The 25,821-nt window shown below is 71.6% G+C and carries 22 protein-coding genes and 2 riboswitches; of the genes, 15 read left to right on the plus strand and 7 right to left on the minus strand.

What is annotated here, in order from left to right; genetic code table 11:
- Positions 1 to 45: 45 nt before the first annotated feature.
- Together LQF12_RS04475 and LQF12_RS16405 are read right to left on the minus strand one after the other, a co-directional pair.
- Positions 46 to 339 (minus strand): addiction module antidote protein, encoded by a 294-nt coding sequence (locus LQF12_RS04475; protein WP_231054798.1) that lies wholly within the window; start codon positions 337 to 339, stop codon positions 46 to 48.
- Positions 332 to 463, minus strand: coding sequence for a hypothetical protein (locus LQF12_RS16405; RefSeq protein WP_290370733.1), 132 nt, complete (start codon positions 461 to 463; stop codon positions 332 to 334). The genes LQF12_RS04475 and LQF12_RS16405 overlap by 8 nt, the downstream gene beginning before the upstream one ends.
- A 173-nt stretch (positions 464 to 636) precedes the next feature.
- Here LQF12_RS16405 and pcrA point away from each other — a divergent pair, with 173 nt between their 5' ends.
- From pcrA to LQF12_RS04500, 5 genes are all read left to right on the plus strand, one after another.
- Positions 637 to 3,099: a DNA helicase PcrA gene (pcrA, locus tag LQF12_RS04480; RefSeq protein ID WP_231054799.1), complete on the plus strand. Its 2,463-nt coding sequence runs from the start codon at positions 637 to 639 to the stop codon at positions 3,097 to 3,099.
- 473 nt (positions 3,100 to 3,572) lie between these two features.
- On the plus strand, positions 3,573 to 5,507 hold the full coding sequence (locus tag LQF12_RS04485; protein WP_231054800.1) for an acyltransferase family protein: 1,935 nt from the start codon (positions 3,573 to 3,575) through the stop codon (positions 5,505 to 5,507).
- A gap of 168 nt (positions 5,508 to 5,675) precedes the next feature.
- The gene (gene sucC / locus LQF12_RS04490; protein ID WP_231054801.1) at positions 5,676 to 6,851 is read left to right on the plus strand and encodes an ADP-forming succinate--CoA ligase subunit beta; all 1,176 of its coding nucleotides are present in this window, start codon (positions 5,676 to 5,678) and stop codon (positions 6,849 to 6,851) included.
- A 20-nt stretch (positions 6,852 to 6,871) separates the two neighbouring features.
- Positions 6,872 to 7,765, plus strand: a complete 894-nt coding sequence (gene sucD, locus LQF12_RS04495; RefSeq protein WP_231054802.1) for a succinate--CoA ligase subunit alpha — start codon at positions 6,872 to 6,874, stop codon at positions 7,763 to 7,765.
- Between the two features lie 81 nt (positions 7,766 to 7,846).
- Complete coding sequence (locus tag LQF12_RS04500; RefSeq protein ID WP_231054803.1) at positions 7,847 to 9,106, plus strand: cell division protein PerM; 1,260 nt, start codon at positions 7,847 to 7,849, stop codon at positions 9,104 to 9,106.
- 24 nt (positions 9,107 to 9,130) lie between these two features.
- On the opposite strand, the gene LQF12_RS04505 is transcribed toward LQF12_RS04500, so the two are convergent.
- Together LQF12_RS04505 and LQF12_RS04510 are read right to left on the minus strand one after the other, a co-directional pair.
- On the minus strand, positions 9,131 to 9,754 hold the full coding sequence (locus tag LQF12_RS04505) for an immunity protein CdiI family protein (protein WP_231054804.1): 624 nt from the start codon (positions 9,752 to 9,754) through the stop codon (positions 9,131 to 9,133).
- Between the two features lies 1 nt (position 9,755).
- Positions 9,756 to 10,292, minus strand: a complete 537-nt coding sequence (locus LQF12_RS04510; protein WP_231054805.1) for a hypothetical protein — start codon at positions 10,290 to 10,292, stop codon at positions 9,756 to 9,758.
- Positions 10,293 to 10,386: 94 nt separating this feature from the next.
- On the opposite strand from LQF12_RS04510, the gene purN reads away from it, so the two are divergent.
- From purN to LQF12_RS04525, 3 genes are all read left to right on the plus strand, one after another.
- A complete protein-coding gene (purN, locus tag LQF12_RS04515; RefSeq protein ID WP_231054806.1) occupies positions 10,387 to 11,007 on the plus strand; it encodes a phosphoribosylglycinamide formyltransferase in 621 nt (206 codons plus the stop codon).
- A gap of 29 nt (positions 11,008 to 11,036) precedes the next feature.
- Positions 11,037 to 11,126: riboswitch (ZMP/ZTP riboswitch) on the plus strand.
- A gap of 57 nt (positions 11,127 to 11,183) precedes the next feature.
- Positions 11,184 to 12,755, plus strand: a complete 1,572-nt coding sequence (gene purH / locus LQF12_RS04520) for a bifunctional phosphoribosylaminoimidazolecarboxamide formyltransferase/IMP cyclohydrolase (protein WP_231054807.1) — start codon at positions 11,184 to 11,186, stop codon at positions 12,753 to 12,755.
- Between the two features lie 106 nt (positions 12,756 to 12,861).
- The gene (locus LQF12_RS04525; RefSeq protein WP_231054808.1) at positions 12,862 to 14,061 is read left to right on the plus strand and encodes a Fic family protein; all 1,200 of its coding nucleotides are present in this window, start codon (positions 12,862 to 12,864) and stop codon (positions 14,059 to 14,061) included.
- Between the two features lie 42 nt (positions 14,062 to 14,103).
- On the opposite strand, the gene LQF12_RS04530 is transcribed toward LQF12_RS04525, so the two are convergent.
- Positions 14,104 to 15,315 (minus strand): NAD(P)/FAD-dependent oxidoreductase, encoded by a 1,212-nt coding sequence (locus tag LQF12_RS04530; RefSeq protein WP_231054809.1) that lies wholly within the window; start codon positions 15,313 to 15,315, stop codon positions 14,104 to 14,106.
- A gap of 32 nt (positions 15,316 to 15,347) precedes the next feature.
- On the opposite strand from LQF12_RS04530, the gene LQF12_RS04535 reads away from it, so the two are divergent.
- Positions 15,348 to 15,665, plus strand: a complete 318-nt coding sequence (locus LQF12_RS04535; protein WP_231054810.1) for a DUF3017 domain-containing protein — start codon at positions 15,348 to 15,350, stop codon at positions 15,663 to 15,665.
- Between the two features lie 93 nt (positions 15,666 to 15,758).
- Here the strand turns inward: LQF12_RS04535 and LQF12_RS04540 are convergent, their stop codons facing one another.
- On the minus strand, positions 15,759 to 16,895 hold the full coding sequence (locus LQF12_RS04540) for an MIP/aquaporin family protein (RefSeq protein WP_231054811.1): 1,137 nt from the start codon (positions 16,893 to 16,895) through the stop codon (positions 15,759 to 15,761).
- 222 nt (positions 16,896 to 17,117) lie between these two features.
- On the opposite strand from LQF12_RS04540, the gene LQF12_RS04545 reads away from it, so the two are divergent.
- The 3 genes from LQF12_RS04545 to LQF12_RS04555 all read left to right on the plus strand — a co-directional run bounded on the left by LQF12_RS04545 (position 17,118) and on the right by LQF12_RS04555 (position 21,932).
- A complete protein-coding gene (locus tag LQF12_RS04545; RefSeq protein ID WP_231054812.1) occupies positions 17,118 to 18,104 on the plus strand; it encodes a malate dehydrogenase in 987 nt (328 codons plus the stop codon).
- Positions 18,105 to 18,210: 106 nt separating this feature from the next.
- Positions 18,211 to 21,234, plus strand: coding sequence for an alpha-mannosidase (locus LQF12_RS04550; RefSeq protein ID WP_231054813.1), 3,024 nt, complete (start codon positions 18,211 to 18,213; stop codon positions 21,232 to 21,234).
- A gap of 65 nt (positions 21,235 to 21,299) precedes the next feature.
- Positions 21,300 to 21,932 (plus strand): hypothetical protein, encoded by a 633-nt coding sequence (locus LQF12_RS04555; protein ID WP_231054814.1) that lies wholly within the window; start codon positions 21,300 to 21,302, stop codon positions 21,930 to 21,932.
- A gap of 15 nt (positions 21,933 to 21,947) precedes the next feature.
- On the opposite strand, the gene purU is transcribed toward LQF12_RS04555, so the two are convergent.
- Entirely contained in the window at positions 21,948 to 22,823 is an 876-nt protein-coding gene (purU, locus tag LQF12_RS04560) for a formyltetrahydrofolate deformylase (RefSeq protein ID WP_231054815.1), read from the minus strand.
- A 91-nt stretch (positions 22,824 to 22,914) separates the two neighbouring features.
- On the opposite strand from purU, the gene LQF12_RS04565 reads away from it, so the two are divergent.
- From LQF12_RS04565 to LQF12_RS04575, 3 genes are all read left to right on the plus strand, one after another.
- Positions 22,915 to 23,448, plus strand: coding sequence for a GNAT family N-acetyltransferase (locus LQF12_RS04565; protein ID WP_231054816.1), 534 nt, complete (start codon positions 22,915 to 22,917; stop codon positions 23,446 to 23,448).
- A 76-nt stretch (positions 23,449 to 23,524) separates the two neighbouring features.
- Positions 23,525 to 23,611: riboswitch (ZMP/ZTP riboswitch) on the plus strand.
- Positions 23,612 to 23,641: 30 nt separating this feature from the next.
- Positions 23,642 to 24,949 (plus strand): serine hydroxymethyltransferase, encoded by a 1,308-nt coding sequence (glyA, locus tag LQF12_RS04570; RefSeq protein ID WP_231054817.1) that lies wholly within the window; start codon positions 23,642 to 23,644, stop codon positions 24,947 to 24,949.
- Positions 24,946 to 25,815 (plus strand): bifunctional 5,10-methylenetetrahydrofolate dehydrogenase/5,10-methenyltetrahydrofolate cyclohydrolase, encoded by an 870-nt coding sequence (locus LQF12_RS04575; protein WP_231054818.1) that lies wholly within the window; start codon positions 24,946 to 24,948, stop codon positions 25,813 to 25,815. Before glyA ends, LQF12_RS04575 begins: the two co-directional genes overlap by 4 nt.
- The last annotated feature ends 6 nt before the right edge of the window (positions 25,816 to 25,821 follow it).

Genomic DNA, 25,821 nt, shown 5'->3' on the forward strand with positions numbered 1-25,821 from the left:
GCGGGCCTCTCGAACCCACCGACGAGGACGGGCGCGCGTGCGCGGCTATGCGACGGCGTGGACGGTGAACGTGAGTCCGAGTGCGTTCGAGACCTTGAGCACGGTCGACCAGGTGGGGTTGCCCTGCTCGGAGAGAGCTTTGTAGAGCCCGTCGCGGCTCATGCCTACGCGCCTGGCCAGCTCGCTCATGTTTCCCGAGCGGGCGATGACGCCCAGCGCGCGGGGCACGGCGGTGGGGTCCTCGGCGGAATCCTCGAGCGCGATCTGGAGGTACGCCGCGACGTCGTCCAGGTTGTCCAGGTAGTTGGCCGCGTCGAACCGGGTGATCCTTTCACTCATCGTCCTCATCCTCCTTCGACCGCCAGTCAGCGGCGAGCCCGTGCGCTTTGGCGATGTCTTCCTGCTGGTCCTTCAGTTTCCGAAGCCATCGATCGAAGTCTCCGATGGTGAAGACCTCGACCATATGTCATCTATAGTCGACATATGGTCGTCCTTCAACGATCATCGTGCGCTCGCTTCCTGTCGCGAGCGCGACATCTACGCTCGGCCACACATCGCCAGCGCCTGACCACCATCCACCTCGTCTTGTGGACGCGTGCGGTCGATGTCGGGGCCAGCGCTTAGGCTCGGGTCGCGATGACTTCACTGTTCGACGACCTGCCGCTGTTCCCCTCCGCCACCGTCCCGGCCGGAGGTGACTCCCACCTGCCCCGCGTGCCCTCACGGGAGGCCGATGAGGAGGGGCCAGGAGAGGGCGAGGGGACGCCGTCGTTGGCTGCCGACGCACTCCTGGACGGGTTGAACCCGCAGCAGAAGGCGGCCGTGGAGCACGCCGGCGGGCAGCTGCTGATCATCGCCGGTGCCGGGTCGGGCAAGACCCGGGTGCTCACCCACCGCATCGCCCACCTGCTCGCCACCGGGCGCGCGCGCCCGGGGCAGATTCTCGCGATCACCTTCACCAACAAGGCAGCCGCGGAGATGCGCGAGCGGGTGGCCGAGCTGGTCGGCCCGCGCGCCTCGGTGATGTGGGTCTCGACCTTCCACTCGGCGTGTGTGCGGATCCTGCGCCGCGAGGCCAAGACGCTGGGCCTGCGGTCCTCGTTCTCCATCTACGACGCCGCCGACTCCCAGCGGCTGATGACGCTGGTGTGCCGGGAGCTGGACCTGGACCCCAAACGCTTCCCGCCGAAGGCGTTCAGCCGCCGGGTCTCCGACCTCAAGAACGAGCTGATCGACCCCGACAGCCACGCCGCCGAGGTGAGCGACTCCAACCCGTACGAGCAGAACCTGCTCGCCGCCTACCGCCTGTACGACGAGCGGCTCCGGCAGGCGCACGCCCTCGACTTCGACGACATCATCATGATGACGGTGAACCTGCTGCAGGCCTTCCCCGCCGTGGCCGAGCACTACCGCCGCCGGTTCCGACACATCCTGGTGGATGAGTACCAGGACACCAACCACGCCCAGTACGTGCTGGTGCGCGAGCTCGCCGGGGTCAGTGCCCGACCCGATGATGGCGCCGCTCCGGCCGCCGAGGCAGTGCCACCGGCCGAGCTGACGGTGGTGGGCGATTCCGACCAGTCGATCTACGCCTTCCGCGGGGCCACGATCCGTAACATCCTCGAGTTCGAGGGTGACTACCCGAACGCGCGCACCATCGTGCTGGAGCAGAACTACCGCTCCACCCAGACGATCCTGTCGGCCGCGAACGCGGTGATCGCCAAGAATGCCGGACGGCGGGCGAAGAACCTGTGGACCGACTCCGGTGGCGGCACCCAGATCGTCGGCTACGTGGCCGACAACGAGCACGAAGAGGCCCGCTTCATCGCCGAGGAGATCGACCGCCTCATCGACGCCGGCGAGATCAATCCGCGCGATGTCGCCGTGTTCTACCGGACCAACGCCCAGTCCCGTGCGCTGGAAGAGGTGTTCATCCGCACCGGCCTGCCCTACAAGGTGGTCGGGGGGACCCGCTTCTACGAGCGCAAGGAGATCAAGGACGCGATCGCCTATCTGCGCGCGATCGCCAACCCGGACGACTCGGTGAACCTGCGCCGGATCCTGAACGTGCCCAAGCGCGGCCTCGGGGACCGGGCCGAGGCGATGCTGGCCGCCCACGCCGAGCGGGAGCGGGTCTCCTTCGGCGCGGCGATCGAGGACCTGGACCACGTGCTCGGGCTCGCCACCCGGTCGATGACGGCCGCGCGCGGGTTCGCCGAGATGATGCGCGAGCTGCGGGCGCTCGCCGAGGGCGGGGCCACGCCGGCCGAGGTGCTCGACGCCGCACTGGACAACTCCGGCTACCTGGCGGAGCTGCGCGCCAGCAACGACCCGCAGGACCACTCCCGGGTGGAGAACCTCGCCGAGCTGCACGCGGTGGCGGCCGAGTTCACCGAGAACGAGCCCGAGGGCGACCTCGGGGACTTCCTCGAGCGGGTCTCCCTGGTGGCCGACGCCGACCAGATCCCCGACGACGACGCCGGCATGGTCACGCTGATGACCGTGCACACCGCGAAGGGCCTGGAGTTCCCGGCGGTGTTCGTCACCGGCCTGGAGGACGGGACGTTCCCGCACCAGCGCGCCCTCGCCGATCCGAACGAGCTGGCCGAGGAGCGGCGGCTGGCGTATGTGGCGCTCACCCGCGCCCGCGAGCGGTTGTACCTGACCCGCGCCGGCGTGCGGACCTCCTTCGGGATGCCGAACGAGCAGCCCGCGAGCCGGTTCCTCAGCGATGTGCCTGCGGAGCTGCTCGACTGGAAGCGCGAGGAGTCCTCGATGGCGACGCTGCGCGCCGGGCGCAGCGGGTACGGCGGGTTCAACCGGTCGGGCGGCCAGGGCGAGCGGCGTGGGTCGCGGGGACCCTCCGGCCCGGTCGTGACCACCACCCGCGGGGAGCGGCCCGCCTCGTTCGGCTCGGCCACCCCGCGCGGGGAGGTACCCACGCTCGACATCGGCGACAAGGTCACCCACGACGCCTACGGCATGGGCCGGGTGGTGGCCATCGAAGGGACGGGGAGCAACGCCGTCGCGAAGATCGACTTCGGTGACAGCGGGACCAAGCGGCTGCTGCTGCGCTACTCACCGGTGGAGAAGCTGTAAGGGTGCGGTGACGCCGGCCCTTGGCGGTACCCGAGGCAACTAGCGTCGAGGCCGATGACCTCCCGAGCGCAGCGACGCGATGCCATGCCGGTGGCCCCACCTGTGCCCGCTTCGGATCTGCGCCGCCGGGCAGAGGTGCCACGACCCCTGGCACCTGGAGTCGCGACTTCAGAACCCGCCGGCGCGGCTGTACTGCCGGGCTGACGGCGGCGACTGGGTTCTGGTAGCGGACTGGACCGTGTTCAGCGTGGTCACCGGCCTCGTGGGGCTGGGACTGCTCGCGTGGGCGATCGTCCTCTGGCGGCGCGCATCCGGATCCAACAGACGGGCGTGACGCCACCCGTGCCACTAGTGGCACCTGTGGCCCGGTGCCCGTCGATTGCGTTCGGCCCGGGAAGGCGACGCGCCCACGCGCGGTGACCGGCGCGAGCCCGCCCCGGGGCTAGCCTCACCTTGAGGTGAGGAGGAGGCACGTGGCTGCGCACACGGATGCTGCGAGCAGGGCCCCGGCCGCGTCCTTGCGTCGCGGCCGTATCGAGGGCCTCGACGGCGTGCGCGCGCTGGCGATCATCGCGGTGCTGATCTACCACCTCCGCCCCCACAGCCTCCCGGGCGGCTACCTCGGCGTCGACGTCTTCTTCGTCATCTCCGGCTTCCTCATCACCACGCTGCTGGTGCGCGAGCTACGCGACCACGGCCGCCTCGACCTGCGCTCCTTCTGGACCCGCCGTGCTCGTCGGCTGCTTCCCGCCCTGGTGACCGTGGTGGTCGTCTCGGTCACCCTCGCCTACTTCGCCGGCGACGACCTGCTGGTCAACATCGGCCGCCAGGTACTCGGCGCGCTGACCTTCTCCAACAACTGGGTCGAGATCGGCGCCGGCTCCAGCTACTTCAACACCACGTCCCCGCAACTCTTCGTCAACTTCTGGTCCCTGGCGGTGGAGGAGCAGTTCTACCTGCTGTGGCCGCTGCTGTTCGTGATCGTGATGGCCGCCACGAAGACCGGTCGCCAGCGGGTGGGGCTGCTGCTCGGCCTCGCCGGGCTCTCGGCGCTGCTGATGGCCCTGCTCCACACCCCTGGCCAGGACGCCACCCGCGTCTACTACGGCACCGACACCCACGCCTTCGGGTTGATGATCGGTGCGGCGCTCGCGCTCAGCGCGGCAGGGGAGTCGGCCAACCTGTTCAAGGTCGCCTGGTACGCGCGGGTGCGCGTGCTGCTCGGCATCGCCGGGCTGGCCGGCCTGATCGCCCTGATGATGTGGCTCGACCCCACCCAGGCGATCGCCTACCGCGGCGGCATCCTCGCCGCCACGCTGTGCACCGCCCTCGTGCTCGGCGCACTGCCCGGGCGGGCCAACGCCGTCCAGGGCCTGTTCCGGCTGCGGCCGCTGGAGTGGATCGGCCAGCGCTCCTACGGCATCTACCTGTGGCACTGGCCGCTGATCCTGCTCATCGCAGCCTTCGCCCCGGCCACCGCCCCGGACTCCACCGCCAGCTGGGTGCAGCGCGGCGCCGCCCTGGTGCTGACCCTGGCGGTCGCGGCGGCCTCCTACCGCTGGATCGAGACCCCGGTGCGCCGGTACGGCTTCCGCGAGTGCGCCCGCCGCGCCGGCGCCGGACTGCTCGCGCCTGGCAGGCTCACCCCGCCCCGGACGGCGATGCTCGCCGCCACCACCTGCCTCGCCCTGTTCTCGGTCGCCCTGGCCACCGCACCCGAGCGGTCGCAGGTGCAGATCGCGATGGACTCCGCCGCCGGGGTGGTCGAGGCCTCCGGCAGCTCGAGCCAGCCCATCGCCGGCGGTGACGGCAGCGCGGAGGACACCGATCCGGCCGGCGAGCCGGACACGGCCGGACCCCAGGCACAGGAGACTCCGGACGGGGGCGAGGGGACGCCGTCGGGGGACCCCGAGCAGGCCGGCGCCGAAGCCGGTGAGCGGATCAGCGGTTTCGGTGACTCGATGATGTACGTGGCCGCTCCCGGGCTGACCGCCGCGTTCCCAGACATGAGCATCGACGCCGAGTCGAACCGGCAGTGGCCCGCCGTGGCGCAGGCCGTGCAGCGCGCGGTCGAGACGGGGGACGTGGGAGCGACCGTGGTGATCGCCGCCGGTACCAATGCCGGGGTGCGTGACGCCGGCCTCGTGCGCGAGACCCTCGATGTTCTCGGCCCGGACCGGCAGGTCGTGCTCGTGAACATCTACGGCACCTCGTTCTGGGTGGAGGAGTCCAACGACACCCTCGCGGCCATCGCGGCGGACTACCCGAACGTGGTCGTCGCGGACTGGTACACCGCCGCCGTCGAGCATCCGGAGGACCTGCAGCCGGACGGCGTCCATCCGGATATGGAGGGCATGCACCGCTACGCCGCGGTCGTGCAGGAAGCACTGGAGCAGCTGCAGGAGTGAGCGCCGGGCAGGCCCTCGTCCTGACGTGACCCATCGCACGGCTACAGGCGCCGGATAGCGCTTACCTGCGCACGGCCCGCACGTGGCTGCCACGGTAGGGTGACTCGGGGAATAGTCCCGATCGTCCCGAGATCCGGGACCAGCGTGGCGAGGAAAGGCGAGGCGCAGGTGGACCTGTTCGAGTACCAGGCACGAGATCTCTTCGAGAAGCACGGCGTACCCGTGCTGGACGGGGTGGTCGCCACCACGCCCGACGAGGCACGCGCCGCGGCCGAGAAGCTGCTGAACGCAGGCAGCTCGGTCGTGGTGGTCAAGGCACAGGTGAAGGTCGGAGGCCGCGGCAAGGCCGGCGGCGTCAAGATCGCCAAGTCCGCCGACGAGGCCGCCGAGCGCGCCGGCGAGATCCTCGGGATGGACATCAAGGGGCACACGGTGCACCGGGTGATGATCGCCGCCGGTGCGGACATCGCCGAGGAGTACTACTTCTCGATCCTGCTGGACCGCTCCGAGCGCCAGTACCTGGCGATGTGCAGCCGCGAGGGTGGCGTCGAGATCGAGCAGCTCGCCGTCGAGCGCCCCGAGGCGCTGGCTAAGGTGGCCATCGACCCGCAGGTCGGCGTCGACGAGTCGAAGGCCGTCGAGATCGTGAAGACTGCCGGTTTCCCGGCCGAGGACACTGACAAGATCGCGGCTGTGCTCCGCACGCTGTGGACTGTCTTCTCCGAGGCCGACGCGACGCTGGTGGAGGTCAACCCGCTGGTCAAGACCGATGCCGGGGACATCATCGCCCTCGACGGCAAGGTCACCCTGGACGAGAACGCCGACTTCCGTCACCCGGAGCACGCCGAGCTGGCCGACAACTCCGCCACTGACCCGCTCGAGCTCAAGGCAGCCGAGAACAACCTCAACTACGTCAAGCTCGACGGCGAGGTCGGCATCATCGGCAACGGCGCGGGCCTGGTCATGTCCACGCTCGACGTGGTCGCCTATGCCGGTGAGATGCACGGCGGGGTCAAGCCCGCGAACTTCCTCGACATCGGCGGCGGCGCCAACGCCCAGGTGATGGCGGCCGGTCTGGACGTCATCCTCGGTGATGAGCAGGTCAAGGCCGTCTTCGTGAACGTCTTCGGCGGGATCACCGCCTGCGACGAGGTCGCCAACGGCATCGTCGGCGCCCTCGACCTGCTCGGTGATGCCGCGACGAAGCCGCTCGTGGTGCGCCTGGACGGCAACAGCGTCGAGAAGGGCCGGGCGATCCTGACCGAGCGCAACCACCCGCTGGTGACCCTCGCCGAGACCATGGACGGCGGCGCCGACAAGGCTGCCGAGCTGGCCAACGCCTGAGACTGGAGACACTCACTCACATGTCGATCTACCTCAACTCCGACTCCAAGATCATCGTTCAGGGCATCACCGGTGGCATGGGCGCCAAGCACACTGCCCTGATGCTCGAGTCCGGCGCCACGATCGTCGGCGGCGTCAACGCCCGCAAGGCCGGCACCACGGTCGAGCACACTGACAACACTGGCAGCGCGGTCGTCTTGCCGGTGTTCGGCACCGTGTCCGAGGCCATGGCTGAGACCGGCGCGAACGTCTCCGTGCTGTTCGTGCCGCCGGCCTTCACCAAGGATGCCTGCATCGAGGCCATCGACGCCGGCATCGACCTCATGGTGGTCATCACCGAGGGCGTGCCGGTGCAGGACACCGCCGAGGTGTGGTCCTACCTCAAGGGCAAGTCCACCCGGATGATCGGCCCGAACTGCCCGGGCATCATCACCCCGGGGGAGTCGCTGGCCGGGATCACCCCGCACACCATCACCGGCAAGGGCCCGATCGGACTGGTCTCCAAGTCCGGCACCCTGACCTACCAGATGATGTTCGAGCTCAACGACCTCGGCTTCTCCACCGCCATCGGCATCGGCGGCGACCCGATCGTGGGCACCACCCACATCGACGCGCTCGAGGCGTTCGAGAACGACCCCGACACCGAGCTGATCGTGATGATCGGCGAGATCGGCGGCGACGCCGAGGAGCGTGCGGCGGCCTATATCAAGGACAACGTGAGCAAGCCGGTCGTCGGCTACGTCGCCGGCTTCACCGCCCCCGAGGGCAAGACGATGGGCCACGCCGGTGCGATCGTCTCCGGCTCCGCCGGGACCGCGCAGGCGAAGAAGGAAGCGCTCGAGGCCGTCGGCGTCAAGGTCGGCAAGACCCCGTCCGAGACGGCGCAGCTCGCCCGCGAGATCCTCGCCGGCTGACAGCACCGAGCAGCACGAGTAGCACCGACACGCCGCCCCGCCACACCTGTGGCGGGGCGGCGTTGGCGCACCATAGGAGCGATGCCCTCGACCCGCACCCCCGCGACGGCGGACGACCCGCCCCGGATCGTCCCCCGGGTCGTCGAGCACGCCGCCACCCGGCCGGTCCTGCGCATCCCCGACGGCGCCCTGCGCGGCCTGCTGGCCGGTGCCGAGGCCGTGCTGCTCAGCTGGCTGGTCGTGGTGATCCCCGCGATCGCCACCTATGTGGCCACCGCTGCGGCGCCTTCCTTGGGGTCGGCCGGCTGGCTCGAGGCCGCTCGCGTGGGCACCGCCGCCTGGCTGCTGGGACACGGCGGTGCGATCACGGTCGAAGGTCTCGAGCTGACCCTCATCCCGCTCGGCGTGACCCTCCTGGCCGTGGCGCTGACCGCGGGTTCGGTGCGGCGAGCCCGCCTGCCCGGGTGGCCGCCCGCGGTGATCGCGGCCGTCGTCTACGTGCTCTTCACGGTGTTGTTCGTCGTCTTCGCCGGGGTGCCCGGCGCGGCGCGGGCGCTCGTGGGCGCGGTGGTGGTGGCCGTGGCCGGGGTGCTCATCGGCCTCCCGGGCGCAGCGCTCCCGGCGGGTGCGCGGGCTGCAGCGGCGAAGATCCCCGACCTCGTGCGCCTAGCGCTCGGCGGCGCAGGACGGGCCCTCGGTGTCCACCTGCTGCTGGCCACGGCGGCGGTGGTGACAGCCGTCGTCGTGCAGTTCGCTCAGGTGCGTGACCTGCACGAGGGTCTGCACCCGGATGTCGTCAGCGGGATCGTCCTGGTCGGCGCGCAGGTGCTGGTGCTGCCGAACCTGATCGTCTACGCGGCCTCGTTCCTGCTCGGGCCGGGCTTCGCCGTCGGGGAGGGGACCTCGTTCACCCCCACCGGGGTGGAGGCGGGACCGTTGCCGGTGGTCCCGGCGCTCGGCGCCCTCCCGGGCCCGGAGGGCCTGGCCGCCCAGCTTCCCGCCCTGGGACTCGTGGGGCTGGTCGCCGGGTTGGTGCTGGGTGCCTGGTCCGCCCGACGCCTGCGCTCGCGGCCGGTGTGGCAGGCAGCCGCCGCGGTGGGTGGGGCCGCGGTGCTCGCTGCCGCCGGCATGGCACTGCTGGGCGTGCTCGCCTCCGGGGGTGTGGGCCCGGGCCGGATGTCGGTGGTCGGCATCGATCCGCTCGCCGCCGGGCTGGCGATGTTGTGGCAGGTGGCGGCGTCCGCCGCGCTCGTCGTGGCACTGGTTCATGAGCGCACGGTCGAGCTGGCGCGGAGGCTTGGCCAGGGCGTGCGCAGCTGGTGGGCTGAGGTGCGGGCCTGACACAGCCGGAGCCGTGCACCTGGCTCACTCGAATTCGGGGCGTACCTCGGCGACGGCGGCCAGTTCCTCCTGCAGCCGGGCGTGCAGGTGGTGGCCTGCGTGGGTCCACTCGTCCGGCGTGGGCCGGTCGTCCTCCGGGTTGCGGTGCTGCCAGCGGGCGTTCCACGCGTGCAGATCGCCGGCCAGCCCCGGGCTGAGGCCGAGATCGGCTGCGGTGAGGGTGTACTTCTCGGTGAACGACTCCCACAGTGGCCAGTCGACTCCCCACTCGGGGAAGAGCCGGATCACCCGGCGTCCGTCGGGCAGGGTCACCGGCAGGCCGTTGCGATTCCGGGCCGCCAGGTAGCGATCCTGCATCTCCCCGCGCTGCCGCCACGCCCGCGGCGTGCACGGGTGGTCGTGGTAGTCCCCACCGATGAGCCAGACGAGTCCCCGGCCGGCGCTCGTGTCCTCGACCACGAGGGCCAGCGACCACAGCGCCTCGCCCTCGGCCAGATCCTGCGCCGCCTCCTCGGCCTCGGCCAGCGACGCCTCGAGCAGGTCGACCGCTCTCACGGTCGCTGCCGGGCCCTCGAAGAGAACGATCCGGTAGCGCGGCGTGCCGGACTCCCAGCGGGAGTCGCGCTCGTCGACTTCGATCGCGCGCACGCTACCCACCCGTGCCGAAGCGCTCTTCCAGGGCGTCGGCGAAGTCGGCCTCGCACCGGTCCTCCGCACTGAGCGTCAGCGCCGAGTCCAGGCATTGCTGACGTTGCACCTGCGCATCCCACATCGCCAGCGGTGCGAGCGAACTCAAGGTCAGCATGCCCGCCATCGCGACACCGAACGCCAGGAAGACGGTGAAGCGCCCGGTCATCCCCGCCCTGCGGTGCACCAGCAGCGATCGCACCCCCAGGGCCACGCCCGCCAGGAAGAACAGCGGTGCCGCGACCTGCCACGGGATCGGCCACTGCAGCGCCAGCAGCCCGCAGAACATCGGGACACCGAACTTCAGCACCGACGTCCCCGCCCGGCGTGCCTCCTCCGGTGTGGGCTTGCGTGGTTCGTCCGGCTGGCCCTGCTGACCGTCCCCCTCGCCCTTGCCGGCGCGGTTGCCGCGCTGTCTGCGCTGCGGATCGCGAGGCGGCCACTGGCGCTCCGGCGGCGGCGGCGCGTTCGGGTCGGGTGGCGCGTACGGGTTGGGCACTGCACTCCTCGGGCTCGTTCTCCGCAGGCGATTCTTCCAGAGCGGGCGCGCTCGCCCGAACTCCTACGCCCGGCCGCCGGTAGAGTGCCCGATCGTGAGCACCCCACCCGCCCAGCGCCTCGTCGTCCTCATCTCCGGTGGCGGGTCCAACCTCGCCGCACTGCTGGAGGCCACGCGTGACCCGGGCTACGGCGCCGAGGTCGTGGCGGTCGGAGCCGACCGGCCCAGCGCCGCCGGTCTGGACCTCGCCCGCGAGGCCGGCATCGCCACCTTCGTGGAGCGCGTGGGCGACCACCCGGACAGGGAGGCCTGGGACGCGGCGCTCGCGGCCGCCGTCGGGGAGCACGAACCGGACCTGGTCATCTCGGCCGGGTTCCTCAAGCTGGTGGGGGAGCGGTTCCTGACGGCGTTCGGCGGCCGCTACCTCAACACCCACAACTCCCTGCTGCCAGCCTTCCCCGGCATCCACGGCCCCAAGGACGCCCTCGAGTACGGCGTCAAGATCGCCGGCGCCACGCTGTTCGTGGTGGACGCCGGCGTCGACACCGGCGTGATCGTCGCCCAGACCGCCGTCCCGGTGCGGGACGAGGACACCGAGGAGAGCCTCACCGAGCGGATCAAGGTGGCCGAGCGCGCCCAGCTGGTCGAGCAGGTCGGCCGCCTGGCCCGCGAGGGGTGGCGGGTCGAGGGGCGCCGGGTGATCGTCGGCAGGTAGTGGACGCGTGCGCCTCGGCCGGTAGACTTCCTCCCGGTCGTGACTGGCGTGAGGTGGAGTACCACCGGGGAGCGGCCGAATCGCAGTGACGTCGTGCACCGGCCGCCTGGGTGCCCAGTCCCGAGCCGGAAGCGACCCCGCGTCCGGACCACCCTCGAGACTCCCAGGAGTACGCCGTGACCGACCAGATCCCCCTCCGCCGAGCCCTCGTCTCCGTCTTCGACAAGACGGGCCTGGACACCCTCGCCACCGCGCTGCACGCCGCCGGGGTCGAGCTCGTCTCCACCGGCTCGACCGCCACGACCATCGAGGCCGCCGGCGTGCCGGTGACCCGCGTGGAGGAGGTCACCGGCTTCCCCGAGTGCCTCGACGGGCGCGTGAAGACGCTGCACCCGCGCATCCACGCCGGCATCCTCGCCGACCGTCGCCTGCCCGACCACGTCTCCCAGCTCGAGGAGCTCGACGTGCAGCCCTTCGACCTGGTGGTGGTCAACCTCTACCCGTTCGCCGACACCGTCGCCTCCGGTGCGAGCGAGCAGGACTGCATCGAGAAGATCGACATCGGTGGCCCCTCGATGGTGCGGGCCGCCGCGAAGAACCACGCCAGCGTGGCCGTGGTGGTCGACCCGGCCCGGTACGCCGAGGTCATCGCAGCCGCCGACGGCGAGGGCTTCAGCCTCGCTCAGCGGCAGGCGCTCGCCGCCGACGCCTTCCGCCACACCGCCACCTACGACGTGCACGTCGCCTCCTGGATGGGCAACGTGGTGGCCCCCGACGACGAGGGTTCCGGCTTCCCCGGGTGGATGGGCGCCACCTGGGACCGCACCAGCGTGCTGCGCTACGGCGAGAACCCCCACCAGCGCGCGGCGCTGTACACCACCGGTGCCGGTGACGCCGGGCTGGCCGGCGCCGAGCAGCTGCACGGCAAGGCGATGAGCTACAACAACTACGTCGACGCCGACGCCGCCTGGCGCGCCGCCCACGACCACCCCGGCCGGCCGACCGTCGCGGTGATCAAGCACGCCAACCCGTGCGGGATCGCGGTGGGCGAGACCATCGCCGAGGCGCACGCCAAGGCGCACGCCTGCGACCCGGTCTCCGCCTTCGGCGGCGTGATCGCCGCCAACGGCGAGGTCACCCTCGAGATGGCCGAGCAGATCGCCCCGGTGTTCACCGAGGTGGTGCTCGCACCGTCGTACACCCCCGAGGCGCTCGAGGTCCTCACCCGGAAGAAGAACATCCGCGTGCTCACGGTCGCCGCTCCTCCCAGCGGCGGCGGGATGCGGGAGATCTTCGGCGGCACACTCGTGCAGTCCCCGGACCGGATCGACGCCGAGGGCGATGACCCGACCACCTGGACGCTCGCCGCCGGCGTGGCCGCCGACGAGGACACCCTGGCCGACCTGGTCTTCGCCTGGCGTTCGGTGCGCGCGGTGAAGTCCAACGCGATCCTGCTCGCCACCGGCGGCGCGTCGGTGGGCGTCGGGATGGGGCAGGTGAACCGGGTCGACTCCTGCAAGCTCGCCGTGGAGCGGGCCAACACCGGCGACGTGGAGCGCGCCCGCGGGGCGGTCGCCTCCTCGGACGCCTTCTTCCCCTTCGCCGACGGCCTGCAGGTCCTGCTCGACGCCGGCGTGAGGGCCGTGGTGCAGCCGGGCGGGTCGATCCGCGACGAGGAGGTCATCGCCGCGGCGAACGAGGCCGGTGTGACGCTCTACCTCACGGGGACGCGCCACTTCGCGCACTGAGGGCGAGCCGAGCGCTTCGTTCTGCGGCTGTGTGCGTGATCCGCAGAAGGAGGCACTTGAAGATTATGAGCTACGCTGTAACCCATAATCTCTTGTGAGGGGTGTTATGGACTCGCATCCGGCGTCAGGTACGTGGCCGGCTCTCCAATGGGAAGAACGGGTCTGGACGCCCGCGGGCCGGTGGGGCGTGCAGGCGGCGAATCGTGGTCGCGAGCAGAGATATCGCGCTGCCGTTCCCGCGCTGGTCGCGGACCTGTCTCCAGCGCTCTCGATGGATGTCGCCCGTGCGGCGCGAGATGCCGCACTGGAACTGAGCCGGCTCGACGCTGAACTGGGGAGGAGCGTCAGCTCTTTCGCACCCGTGCTGCTGCGGTCGGAGGCGGCGTCGTCGTCGCAGATCGAGATGCTGACAGCGTCGGCGCGGGCGATCTTCAGCGCCGACCTCGGCATACGGACCGGGCGCAACGCCGAGCAGATTGCTGCCAACACCCGCATGCTGGAGTCGGCCGTTCTCCTGGCCGATGACATCTCGGCGCCGACGATCCTCCGGATGCACCGGGTGCTCATGGACGGCCAGACGACGCATGTGCCCGGACGGTGGCGGGACGAAGCGGTGTGGGTGGGCACGCGCACCGACAGCCCTGTAGGCGCCGAGTACGTCGCCCCACACCACTCCCGGCTCTCGACTCTGATCGACGACCTGGTCGTATTCGCGGCACGCGAGGACCTCTCGCCCGTGGTTCACCTCAGCCTGGTCCACGCCCAGTTCGAGACCATCCATCCGTTCAGCGACGGCAACGGGCGAACGGGGCGTGCCCTGGCCCAAGCGATGCTGCGCCACGCCGGCGTGACACGAAACCTGGCAATTCCGGTGTCGGCGGGCCTGCTGGCAGATGTCGAGGGATACCACCGTGCCCTGACGGCGTACCGTGCCGGCGATCCGGAGCCGATCGTCCTCGCCTTCACTGATGCGATCGCCCGAGCCGTCGCCAACAGCCGAACCCTGGTGGCCGAGCTCGAGGGTGTCCGAGCGCGATGGGAGAGCCGTCTGCGGGTGCGGCGCGACAGTCATGCCTGGCGGCTGCTGGATGTGGCAGCGCGCCGCCCTGTGCTCTCGGCGGCGATGGCCGCAGAAGAGCTGGGTGTTCAGCAGCCCAACGTCTATCCGCCGTTGCGGGCACTGACGGACGCCGGCATACTCACCTCCAAGCGTGAGCATCGGCTCGGGCCGTTCTGGCGTGCGGATGAGGTGCTGGCGGCGGTCGATTCGTTCGCCGAGCGGGCAGGCCGACGCGAGCGCGGGTGAGGCCGCCCCGCCCGGGGCCCGACTGGCACGGGTGACAGGGGATCATGATCCCGCGAGCGTCTTCTTCAGCGGCGTGGCCGGGTCCACCGCCAGCGCACGGTTCAGCCGGGGCAACTCACCTCGCCCGAGCAACTTGCGCACCGCCGCCACCTCCCGAGGTGCGTCGGTGATGACGGCGCCGGTCAGACGGTCCGCCTCGAAAGCCAAGGTGGTCCATGGGCCGGTGACCGGATCGCCACGGGTGATCAGGTCACCGGTCAGGCGCCCGAACACGGTCAGGTGGTGGCCCAGCTGGGTGGAGTAGACGTAGGGCGCGGGATCGGCGGCGCCCTCGTCCACCACCTCCAGCATCGCCGGCGCCAGCCGCGCCGGGTCGAGCAGGGCCGCGGACCAGTGCCCGCCCGGGACCGCGCCGAAGACCGGGTGCACCCGCTCGGCGACGTCGCCCACCGCCCACAGCCGCGGGTGGGCGGAACGCCCCGCCGCGTCGACCGGCACGTGGCCGGAGGCGGTCAGGTCGATGGCCCCGGCCAGCCAGGCGGTGCTCGGCCGCGCCCCGACGGCGCTCAGTACCGTCCCGGCTTCCAGCTCCCCACCGTCGGCCAACCTCACGACGGCGTCCCCCACCTCGGTCACGACCGCGCGGGTGCGCAGGTCGACACCCTTCTCGGCGTACCAGGCGATCGTGCGCGATCCCAGCTCGGGGCCGAGCTGGCGGGCGAGGGGGCTCGGGCCCGCCTCGAGGACGGTCACCGCGCACCCGGCATCGGCGGCCACCCCGGCGACCTCGGCGCCGATCCACCCCGCGCCGATGATCACCAGCCGCGACCCGGGGGTCAGCCGCTCGCGCAGGCTGGTGGCGTCGTCGAGGGTATGTAGCGTCCGCGCGGCAGGCCAGGGCCGCACCGCGTGCGAGCCCGTGGCGGCGACCACCGCATCGGCCTCGAACCGCTCACCCTCGCTCGTCTCCACGTACGGGCGGCCGGACAGGCTCACCCGCGCGGCATGGACCCCGAGCCGGACGTCGTCGGCGAGATCATGCACGTCGCTGCTGAGGTCCTCGGCCAGCCAGACCGGGTCCGGGCGGCTCAGCAGCTCCTTCGACAGCGGCGGCCGATCGTAGGGCAGGTGCTGCTCGGCGCCGAGCACGCGCACGTGGCCGTCGAAGCCGCGGGCCCGCAGCTCGGCCGCGGTGCGAAGGCCGGCGAGCCCGGCGCCGACCACGAGGACACGATCGGGCGGTGAGATGGTCACGCGATCACGCTACCCGGGTAGGCTCGCGGCCGATGAACAGTTCCCGGCCGGCCCGCCGGCCCGTCGAACCGGGCCACTGGCGCCGCTACGTGGTGATGTGGGTGGCGCTCGCCTGGATCGTGGCCGCGATGGTGGTGATGGCCCTGGTCAGCGTGCGGACCGGGTGCCTGGTGCTGGCGGCCGAGCTGGTGGTGCTCGGGTTCGTGCGGGCGGTGGCGCCGCAGCCGGGCCCGTACGGCATCACGAGCCGCTCGCGGGCGTTCGACGTCGCTCTGTTGATGCTCTCCGGGGCGGGTATCGCGGTGCTCGCACTCACCGCCACCGGCCTCGATCCGGACTGGCTGGGCTGAGCAGCCGGCCGAGCCGGGACACAGACGACGGCCCCCGGCAGGTCCGTGCCGGATGTGGCACGGACTGCTCGAGGGCCGTCGGTTGCGTTCGGGTCAGGACCGCTGCTGGTCACCGTCCTGGTTGCCGGAGCCGGCCTGGTCGCCTGAGCCGTCCTCGTCCTTCGAGCCGTCCACGTCGTCGCGGGGGGATCCCTGCTCGGTGGTCCCGGCGAGGTCGGAGTCCTCCAGGGTGGCGACGTCGAAGTCCTCGGTGAAGGAGTCGTCACGGGTGTGGTCCTCGCCTTCCGCCGGCTTCTCCTCGATCACGGGCGCCTCGTACTCCTCGCGGACCGGCTCCTCGCTGAGGTCGACGTCCTCGTCCTGCCGGGCGTCGTCCTCGGAGTCGATCACGACCACCTCGTCCGCGTCCTCATCGTCATCGTCCTCGTCCTCCCACTCGCCGGCCGCGGGCAGCGGCTCGGGCGCGAAGACGGTGAACAGCATCGCGGCCAGCGCACCGCCGAGCAGCGGGGCCAGCCAGAACAGCCACAGGTCACCCAGTGCGCCGCTCTCGGCGAAGATCGCCGCGGCGGAGGCACGGGCGGGGTTCAGGGCCCCGCCGGTCAGGGTGTACGTGCTCACCGTGAGTCCGGCGTAGGAGAGGCCGATCACCACGGCCCCGCCGATGGCGCCGCGGCGCAGGTACCGCCCGGCCGCGAGGGCGATGGCGACGAAGACGGCGGTGGCGACCGCCTCGATCAGCAGGGTGGGCACCAGCTCCGTGCCCACCGCGCCGTTGGAGAGGCGCCCCAGCACCGAGGACTCACCCAGACCGCTGGTCAGCGGCGTGAACAGGGTCCGCGTGGACCCCTGGCCGGTCGCGGCCGGCAGGCCCGCCGGCACCGTGATGAACAGCAGTGCCGCCGCGCCCACACCGCCGATCAGCTGCGCCACCCAGTAGGGGAGCAGGTCGGCCCAGGAGATCCGGCCCGTGATCGCCGCTCCCAGCGTCACCGCCGGGTTGAGGTGGCCGCCGGAGATGTGCCCGATCACGGCCACCGCGGCGATCAGCCCGGCAGCCCAGGCCAGCAGCTTCGCCCCGTCGTCGGGGGTGGCGGTGACGCCCGCGTACAGGGTTGCGCCGAAGCCGATCAGCACGAGCACGAACGTGCCCAGGACCTCGGCCCCGAAACGTGGCAGGAGCAGGCGCTGTCTCGGCGCCAGCTCGGGGGTGTACTCCGGTGCGGACATGCGTGTTCCCATCGGTCGCAGATGTGTGGGGTGGCCGGCGCGCCGGCCCTGTGGCGTTCGAGGCTCCCAGCCGAACCTGGGAGTTCCCCGAGAACCGTCAGCGCTGCCGCCACCGGTCCCAGCAGACGGTACAGGTCGACTAGCCTGGAGACTCCGGGCGCCGTGCATCGCGCCACCTGGCCATCTCGAGGGGCCGCTTTGACCGAGGAGGAGACCTCAACCATGACCCAGCCCGTCAACGTGACCGTCACCGGTGCCGCCGGCCAGATCGGCTACGCGCTGCTCTTCCGGATCGCCTCCGGTCAGATGCTCGGCCCGGACACCCCCGTCAGGCTGCGGCTGCTGGAGATCCCGCAGGGGGTCAAGGCAGCCGAGGGCACCGCGATGGAGCTCGACGACTGCGCCTTCCCGCTGCTCGACGGGATCGACATCTTCGACGACCCCACCGCCGGTTTCCAGGGCACCAACATCGCCCTGCTGGTGGGCGCGCGGCCGCGTGGCGCGGGCATGGAGCGCAGCGACCTGCTCGAGGCCAACGGTGGGATCTTCGGCCCCCAGGGCGCAGCCATCAACGCCGGTGCGGCCGAGGACGTGCGCGTCCTGGTGGTGGGCAACCCCGCCAACACCAATGCCCTCATCGCCTCCTCCCACGCACCCGACGTGCCGGCCGACCGGTTCACGGCGATGACGCGCCTGGACCACAACCGCGCCCTGAGCCAGCTCGCGCAGAAGACGCAGACCCCGGTCTCGCAGATCGCCGACCTGACCATCTGGGGCAACCACTCCGCCACGCAGTACCCGGACATCTTCCATGCCACGGTCGCCGGCAAGCCGGCCGCCGAGGTGGTCGACGACCAGGACTGGCTGGAGAACACCTTCATCCCGACGGTGGCCAAGCGTGGTGCGGCGATCATCGAGGCGCGCGGCGCGTCCTCGGCCGCCTCGGCCGCCAACGCCGCCGTCGACCACACCCGCGACTGGCTGCTGGGCACCCCGGCCTCCTCTTGGACCTCGGCGGCGATCCCCTCCGACGGCTCCTACGGCGTGCCCGAGGGCATCATCTCCTCCTTCCCGGTGCGCTCGAGCGGCGGGTCGTGGGAGATCGTCCAGGGCCTGGAGATCGACGACTTCTCCCGCGGGCGGATCGACGCCTCGGTGGGCGAGCTCGTCGAGGAGCGCGACGCCGTCAAGGGCCTGGGCCTGATCTGAGTTCGAACGCCGGGCCGCACCCACGGGTGTGGCCCGGCGTTCGTGCTCCCGGGCGGGTGTGTCTAGGCTGGGCGTGACGCTGCCGCCCATCCGACGAAGGTTGACCGTGCACGACACCACTGCTCGTACCGAGCACCGCCTGCGCCGCTTCATCTCCGAACGCCTCCTCCCGGCGACGTACCGCAGCAGGGAGGCAGTGACGGTCACCGTCTGGGACGTGCCGGACGAGCCCGTCCCGTTCGCCGAGGCCGCCGGGCAGGAGTACCACCCGTTCTCCGTGCCCGCACCGTGGGGCCGGCCGTGGAGCACCTCGTGGTTCCACCTCACCGGCCGCGTGCCCGCCGAGTGGGCGGACCAGCTCGCCGCCGGCTGCCAGCTCGAGCTCGTGGTCGACCTCGGATTCACGACGGCGAACCCCGGCTTCCAGGCCGAGGGCGCCCTGTGGTCGCCGCAGGGACGCCTGCTGAAGGGCCTCGAGCCGCGTAACCAGCACCTCGGCCTGGCCGCGGGCACCGAGGAGCTGGACCTGTTCGTCGAGGCTGCCTCGAACCCGGACGTGCCCGGCGGCCAGTGGATCAAGCCGACCCCGATGGGGGACAAGGCCACCGCCGGAACCGACCCGATCTACACCTTCCGCGCGGCCGACCTCGCCCTGCTCGACACCGGCGTGTACGAGCTGACCGCCGACGTGCTGGCCCTGCAGGGGCTCATGCTCGAGCTGGAGGCCACCTCCCCGAGGCGGGCGCAGATCCTGCGCGCCCTCGAGGACATGATGGACGCCGTCGACCCCGACGACGTCGCCGGCACCTCCGCCGAGGGCCGTCGCCATCTCGCGGAGGTGCTCAGCGCCCGGGCCGCCACCTCCGCCCACCGGATCCACGCCGTCGGGCATGCCCACATCGACTCCGCGTGGTTGTGGCCCGTGCGCGAGACGGTGCGCAAGTGCGCGCGCACGTTCTCCAACGTGCTCGACCTGATGGACCGGGACCCCGAGTTCACCTTCGCCTGCTCCTCGGCCCAGCAGTACGCCTGGATGAAGGAGTACTACCCCGAGCTGTACGGCCGGATCGCCGAGCGGGTGCGCGAGGGCCGCTTCATCCCCGTGGGCGGGATGTGGGTGGAGTCCGACACCAACATGCCCGGCGGGGAGGCGATGGCGCGCCAGTTCGTGGCCGGCACCCAGTTCTTCCTGGACGAGTTCGGCGTCGAGCCGCGGGAGGTGTGGCTGCCGGACTCTTTCGGCTACTCCGCCGCGCTGCCCCAGATCGCCCGGGCCAGCGGTAAGGAGTTCTTCCTCACCCAGAAGATCTCCTGGAACGACACTAACACGATGCCGCACCACACCTTCGACTGGCAGGGCATCGACGGCACCCGGATCTTCACCCACTTCCCGCCGGTGGACACCTACAACGCCATGCTCAACGCCGCCGAGCTGGCGCGTGCCGAGCGCCAGTACGCCGAGAAGGGCCGCGCCAACACCTCCCTCGCCCCCTACGGCTACGGCGACGGCGGCGGTGGCCCCACCCGCGAGCTGCTGGCCCAGGCGCACCGCGTGGCCGACCTCGAGGGCTCACCGCAGGTGCACCTGTCCACCCCGCAGGAGTTCTTCGAGACCGCACGCGAGGAGTACGCCCGGCCGCCGGTGTGGACCGGGGAGATGTACCTGGAGTACCACCGCGGCACCTACACCTCCCAGCACCGCACCAAGGCCGGCAACCGCCGCAGCGAGCACCTGCTGCGCGAGGCCGAGCTGTGGGCGACCACGGCCGCCGTGCAGGTGGGGGCCGAGTACCCGGCGCAGGCGTTGCAGCGGCTCTGGCGCCAGGTGCTGCTGCAGCAGTTCCACGACATCCTGCCCGGGTCCTCCATCGCCTGGGTGCACCGGGAGGCCGAGCGTCACTACGAGGAGATCGCCGCCGAGCTGAACCAGCTCATCGCGACTGCGATCGCAAGCCTGGTGGGGGAGGGGAGCAAGGCCCTCGCGCTGAACGCCGGCCCGTACGCCGTCGAGGGTGTCCCGGCCATGGGCGCCGTCGAGGCGGTCGAGCCGCACGCCGAGGCGCGCCTGGAGGCCGTCGGGCAGGACTGGGTGCTGACGAACCCGCGGGTGCGCGTGACCGTGGACCCCCGCGGGCTGATCACCTCGCTGGTCGACCTGGTCACCGACCGGGAGGTGGTGGCGGCCGGGCGCGCGGTGAACCTGCTGCAGGTCCACCGTGACATCCCGAACGAGTGGGACGCGTGGGACATCGACGCCCACTACCGGCACGTGGTCACGGACCTGGACACCGTCGAGGAGATCACCACCGAGACCCACGGCCACGAGGTGGCCGTGGTGGTGCGGCGCTCGTTCGGCACCTCCTCGATCGTCCAGCGGATCACGCTGCCCGCCGACGGCGACGTCGAGCTCACCACCGAGGTGGACTGGCACGAGCGGCAGAAGCTGCTCAAGCTCGCCTTCCCGCTCGACCTGGCGGCCGAGCGCGCCACCTCCGAGATCCAGTTCGGTCACATCCACCGGCCGACGGCGGTCAACACCTCCTGGGACGCCGCCCGGTTCGAGACCGTCGCCCACCGGTGGGTGCACGTGGGTGAGCCGGACTTCGGCGTCGCCGTGGCCAACGACGTGACCTACGGTCACGACATCCACACCGATGTCGACGGCGAGGGGCACCCGGTCACGGTGGTGCGGCAGTCGCTGCTGCGCGCACCGTTGTTCCCCGACCCCGACGCCGACCAGGGCCGGCACGTGCTGCGCACCGTGCTCGCCGCCGGGGTGGGGATCGACGGCGCCGTGCGTGCCGGCTATGCCGTCAATCTGCCTTTGCGTCAGGCCACCGGCGAACGGGAGGTCACGCCGCTGGTGGCGGTGGACCATCCGGGCGTGGTGGTCGAGGCGGTCAAGCTCGCCGAGGACGGGTCCGGGGATGTGGTGGTCCGCCTCTACGAGGCGCACGGCCACCGCGCCGAAGCCGTGGTGCGGGCCGGGTTCGACACGACCGGGGCGGTCGAGACCGACCTGCTCGAGCGGCCGGGCCCCACCCGGGCGGGGGCGCGCTCCCACGGTGATCGCGTGCACCTGAGCCTGCGTCCGTTCCAGGTCTGCACCCTGCGCTACCGCCGGGGCTGAGGGCGGGGAGTTCTGCCCGGGCGGCATGCTGTGCCGGCCGCCCGGGTCTGGCTAGACTCCGGCTCATGACGCAGCGATTCAACCCTCCCCCCGGCTGGCAGGTCCCCGCAGGATTCACCCCGCCCCAGGGGTGGCAGCCGGACCCCTCCTGGCCGGCGGCCCCGGCCGGGTGGAACTACTGGGTGGACGACGCCGCCGGCTACGGCGACGTCTCCCAGCAGGCTGGCCAGGCCGCCAGCAGCCACCAGGGTGGGTACGACGCGGCCGGTCAGCAGGGTGGGTACGGTACGGCGAGCCAGCCCGGTGGGTACGGCCAGACCCCTCAAGCCGGACCGTACGACCCGGCGCCGGCCACCGGCCAGCCGGGGGCGTTCAACCCCGCGCAGGGCGCCGGTGGCGCGAGCCTGGCCATCGCCGAGCAGCAGGTGAAGTCCCAGAAGCGGACCATGCTCGTCGGTTTCGGCATCGCTGTCGCTGCGGTCGTGATCACGGTGGTCTCGTTCCTGATCGCCGCGTCCTCACCCACCGGCGGGACGTACTACTTCCCCTGGTGGTTCGGGCTGATCGGACTGGCGCTGGGCATCCGCGGTGCGGTCATGCACAGCAAGGCGAAGAAGCAGCTGGCGCAGGCGCAGGCGGCCTCCGGCGGTGGCCTGTACGGCACCGGGATGGGTGGCACGGACGGCCTCTACCGCTGACCGTCCGCCGGCGTGTCATCGGAAGATGACGGTCCGGTGCCCGTTCAGCAACACCCGGTGCTCGGCGTGCCAGCGCACCGCGCGGGCGAGCACGCGCCGCTCGACGTCCTGACCGATCGCCACCAGCTCGGTGGCGTCGTCGGCGTGGGTGACGCGCTCGACGTCCTGCTCGATGATCGGGCCCTCGTCCAGCGACGCCGTGGCGTAGTGGGCGGTGGCCCCGATCAGCTTCACCCCGCGGTCGTGGGCCTGGGCGTAGGGGCGGGCGCCCTTGAAGCTCGGCAGGAACGAGTGGTGGATGTTGATGACCCGCCCGGCCAGGGCGGTGCAAACCTCGTCCGAGAGGATCTGCATGTAGCGGGCCAGCACCACGAGCTCGACGTCGAGCTCCTCGACCAGGGCGAGCAGGCGCGCCTCGGCCTCGGCCTTGGTCTGCTTGGTCACCGGCACGTGATGGAAGCCGACGCCGTAGAACTCGGCCAGCGGTCGCAGCACCGTGTGGTTGGAGACCAGCCCGACGATGTCGACCGGCAGCCGCTGGGACTGCTGACGGAAGAGCAGGTCCCCGACGCAGTGCTCGGTGGTCGAGCCGAGCATCAGGGTGCGCATCGGCCGGCCCACCCGGTCCACCAGCCACGACATCCCGAACTGCCCGGCGATCGGCTCGATCGACCCCTCCAGCTCGGCCTGCGTCAGGTCCCCCTCCACCTGCACGCGCATGAAGAACAGACCCGTCTCGGGGTCCCCGAACTGCTGGGACTCGGTGATGTTGCCGCCGCCGGTGGCGATCGCCCCGGCGACCGCGTGCACGATCCCGGGCCGGTCGGGGCAGGAGAGGGTGAGCACCCAGTGCGTGGTGGGCTCGTCCGCAAGAGTGGCTGCGCTCGTCACACCCGCGAGCGTAGTGTGCGCACGGTCGCGATACGCACACACGCCCACCGCGCGGTACCCACCCCGGCGCCCGGGATGGAAGGATGGGGCCATGGATGAGCTGAAGATCGACGTCGTGGACGCCGAGCACGCCGGTGAGCTGCTGACCGTGCGCCGTGCCGCCTTCGTGACCGAGGCCCAGCTCTACGACGATCCGCACATCCCCTCCCTCACCCAGACCCTGGACGAGCTCGTGGCCGACCTCGAGCGGGCCGACGTGGTCACGCTCGGCGCCTGGGACGGGCCGCGGCTGGTGGGCTCGGTCCGGGTCGGGCTCGAGGAGGACCGTGCGCTGCTGGGACGCCTCGCCGTCGTGCCGGACCTGCAGGGCCAGGGCATCGGCACCCAGCTGCTGATGGCGGTGCTGCAGTACCTGCCCGAGCAGACCCAGGAGGTCTGGGTCTTCACCGGTCAGGACTCCAAGCAGAACCTCTCCCTCTACGCCAAGCACGGCTTCGAGCACCAGTACGACCAGAACGCCGGCGACCTCACCTACGCCTATCTGCGCAAGATCCTCGGCGGGATGGCAGGCGACGAGGCGGCGAGCGCCGCCGTCGAGGAGACCTCTCCCTCGGCGAGCTCCTGAGGTCTGCGCGCCGGTCCTGAGTGGACCGTCACATCCATGCCCGGGCATGGCCCCGGCGTCGGGGCCCTTGCTAGGCTGATCCCATCGCGACTGGCGCAGGTGGATCACCACCGGGGAGCGATGCAGAAGACGAGCCTCACGGTCGCCCGCCTGGGCCGCGAGGGTACCGCCGATGCATCCACCTGGAGGATCCATGACCCAGTCCGTGAGCGAGCAGTCCAGCACCCCGGTGCGTGACCAGAGCCTCGCCGAGCTCGACCCCGACATCGCCGCCGTCCTCGAGGGCGAGCTGACCCGTCAGCGTGACACCCTCGAGATGATCGCCAGCGAGAACTTCGTGCCTCGCGCCGTCCTGCAGGCGCAGGGCTCGGTGCTGACGAACAAGTACGCCGAGGGCTACCCGGGCAAGCGGTACTACGGAGGCTGCGAGCAGGTCGACATCGCCGAGAACCTCGCGATCGACCGGGCCAAGGCGCTCTTCGGCGCCGAGTACGCCAACGTCCAGCCCCACTCCGGCGCGACGGCGAACGCGGCCGTGCTGCACGCCCTCGCCACCCCGGGCGAGACCATCCTCGGGCTCTCCCTCGCCCACGGTGGTCACCTCACCCACGGGATGAAGATCAACTTCTCGGGCAAGCTGTACAACGTCGCCGCCTACGGCGTGGACCCCGACACCTACCGGGTGGACATGGACGCCGTGCGCGAGGCCGCGCTCGAGCACCGGCCGAAGGTGATCATCGCCGGGTGGTCGGCCTACCCGCGCCAGCTCGACTTCGCCGCCTTCCGCGAGATCGCCGACGAGGTCGGCGCCTACCTGTGGACCGACATGGCCCACTTCGCCGGTCTGGTGGCGGCGGGCCTGCACCCGAGCCCGGTGCCCCACTCCGACGTCGTCTCCACCACCGTGCACAAGACCCTCGGTGGGCCGCGCTCGGGTCTGATCCTGGCCCGTGACGCCGAGGCGTTCGGCAAGAAGCTCAACTCGGCCGTCTTCCCGGGCCAGCAGGGTGGCCCGCTGATGCACGTCATCGCCGCCAAGGCGGTGGCCCTCAAGGTGGCCGCGGGGGAGGAGTTCAAGGAGCGCCAGGAGCGCACGGTGGCCGGCGCGCAGATCATCGCCGAGCGCCTCACCGGATCCGACGTCGCGGGCGCCGGGGTCTCGGTGCTCACCGGCGGCACCGATGTGCACCTGACCCTGGTCGACCTGCGCGACTCCGCACTCGACGGCCAGCAGGCCGAGGACCTCCTGCACGCGGCCGGGATCACCGTCAACCGCAACGCCGTGCCCTTCGACCCGCGCCCGCCGCGGGTGACCTCCGGGCTGCGGATCGGCACCCCGGCACTGGCCTCCCGCGGCTTCGGCGAGACCGAGTTCCGCGAGGTGGCCGACATCATCGCCGGTGTGCTCGCCGCCGGTGAGGGCGCCGACATCGACGCCGCCACGGCCCGGGTGAAGGCCCTGACCGACGCGTTCCCGCTCTACCCCGGGCTGCAGCAGTGACCGCCCGGATGCTGCCGGGCAAGCCGGTCGCCGAGGCCGTGCTCGCAGATCTGGCGCCGCGGATCGAGGCGCTCGTGGCCGCCGGTCACCGCCCCGGCCTGGGCACGATCCTGGTGGGTGACGACTCCGCCTCCGCCGGATACATCCGGATGAAGCAGGACAAGGCGGCCGAGCTCGGCTTCACCTCCCCGCACATCCACCTGGGTGGCGACGCCACGCAGGCGGACGTGCTCGGTGCCATCCGGGACATGAACTCCGCCGACGACGTGCATGCGGTGCTCATGCAGCACCCGACGCCGCCGCAGATCGACTTCGACGCCGCGCTGCTCGCCCTCGACCCCGACAAGGACGTGGACGGGCTGCACCCGGTGAACATGGGCCGCCTCGCCCTGGGGATGCCCGGGCCGGTCCCGTGCACGCCGGCCGGGATCGAGGCGATCCTCGCGTACTACGAGATCCCGATCTCCGGGCGTGAGGTGTGCATCCTCGGCCGGGGCACGACGCTGGGCCGTCCGCTGGCGCTGCTACTCTCCCAGAAGCGCCCGACGGCGAACGCGGCCGTCACCGTGGTGCACACGGGCGTGCCGAACTGGGCCGACTACACCCGGCGCGCCGAGGTGGTCATCGCCGCCGCCGGCGTCCCGGGGATCCTGCAGCCGGAGCACCTGACGCCCGGCGTCACGGTCATCGGCGGTGGTGTGCGCTACGAGGGTCGCAAGCTCCTGCCGGACGTGGACACCGCCTGCGAGGAGGTCGCCGGCGCGATCACCCCGCGGGTGGGCGGCGTGGGGCCGACGACGATCGCGATGCTGTTCAAGAACGCGGTCGAGGCTGCCGAGCGGCGGGCGGGGACCGCCGCTCCGTAGGCACAG

Origin of the sequence: Ruania suaedae (assembly GCF_021049265.1) — a bacterium.
In the GTDB taxonomy this organism is placed as follows: domain Bacteria; phylum Actinomycetota; class Actinomycetes; order Actinomycetales; family Beutenbergiaceae; genus Ruania; species Ruania suaedae.

What these genes read in the sequence shown, in the direction of transcription:
- pcrA (WP_231054799.1), top strand. Translation starts at nt 637, where the DNA reads ATGACTTCACTGTTCGACGACCTGCCGCTGTTCCCCTCCGCCACCGTC.
- LQF12_RS04535 (WP_231054810.1), top strand. Translation starts at nt 15,348, where the DNA reads ATGAACAGTTCCCGGCCGGCCCGCCGGCCCGTCGAACCGGGCCACTGG.
- LQF12_RS04545 (WP_231054812.1), top strand. Translation starts at nt 17,118, where the DNA reads ATGACCCAGCCCGTCAACGTGACCGTCACCGGTGCCGCCGGCCAGATC.
- LQF12_RS04540 (WP_231054811.1), bottom strand. Translation starts at nt 16,895, where the DNA reads ATGTCCGCACCGGAGTACACCCCCGAGCTGGCGCCGAGACAGCGCCTG.
- sucD (WP_231054802.1), top strand. Translation starts at nt 6,872, where the DNA reads ATGTCGATCTACCTCAACTCCGACTCCAAGATCATCGTTCAGGGCATC.
- LQF12_RS04500 (WP_231054803.1), top strand. Translation starts at nt 7,847, where the DNA reads ATGCCCTCGACCCGCACCCCCGCGACGGCGGACGACCCGCCCCGGATC.
- glyA (WP_231054817.1), top strand. Translation starts at nt 23,642, where the DNA reads ATGACCCAGTCCGTGAGCGAGCAGTCCAGCACCCCGGTGCGTGACCAG.
- LQF12_RS04555 (WP_231054814.1), top strand. Translation starts at nt 21,300, where the DNA reads ATGACGCAGCGATTCAACCCTCCCCCCGGCTGGCAGGTCCCCGCAGGA.
- LQF12_RS04525 (WP_231054808.1), top strand. Translation starts at nt 12,862, where the DNA reads ATGGACTCGCATCCGGCGTCAGGTACGTGGCCGGCTCTCCAATGGGAA.
- LQF12_RS16405 (WP_290370733.1), bottom strand. Translation starts at nt 463, where the DNA reads ATGGTCGAGGTCTTCACCATCGGAGACTTCGATCGATGGCTTCGGAAA.
- LQF12_RS04475 (WP_231054798.1), bottom strand. Translation starts at nt 339, where the DNA reads ATGAGTGAAAGGATCACCCGGTTCGACGCGGCCAACTACCTGGACAAC.
- LQF12_RS04565 (WP_231054816.1), top strand. Translation starts at nt 22,915, where the DNA reads ATGGATGAGCTGAAGATCGACGTCGTGGACGCCGAGCACGCCGGTGAG.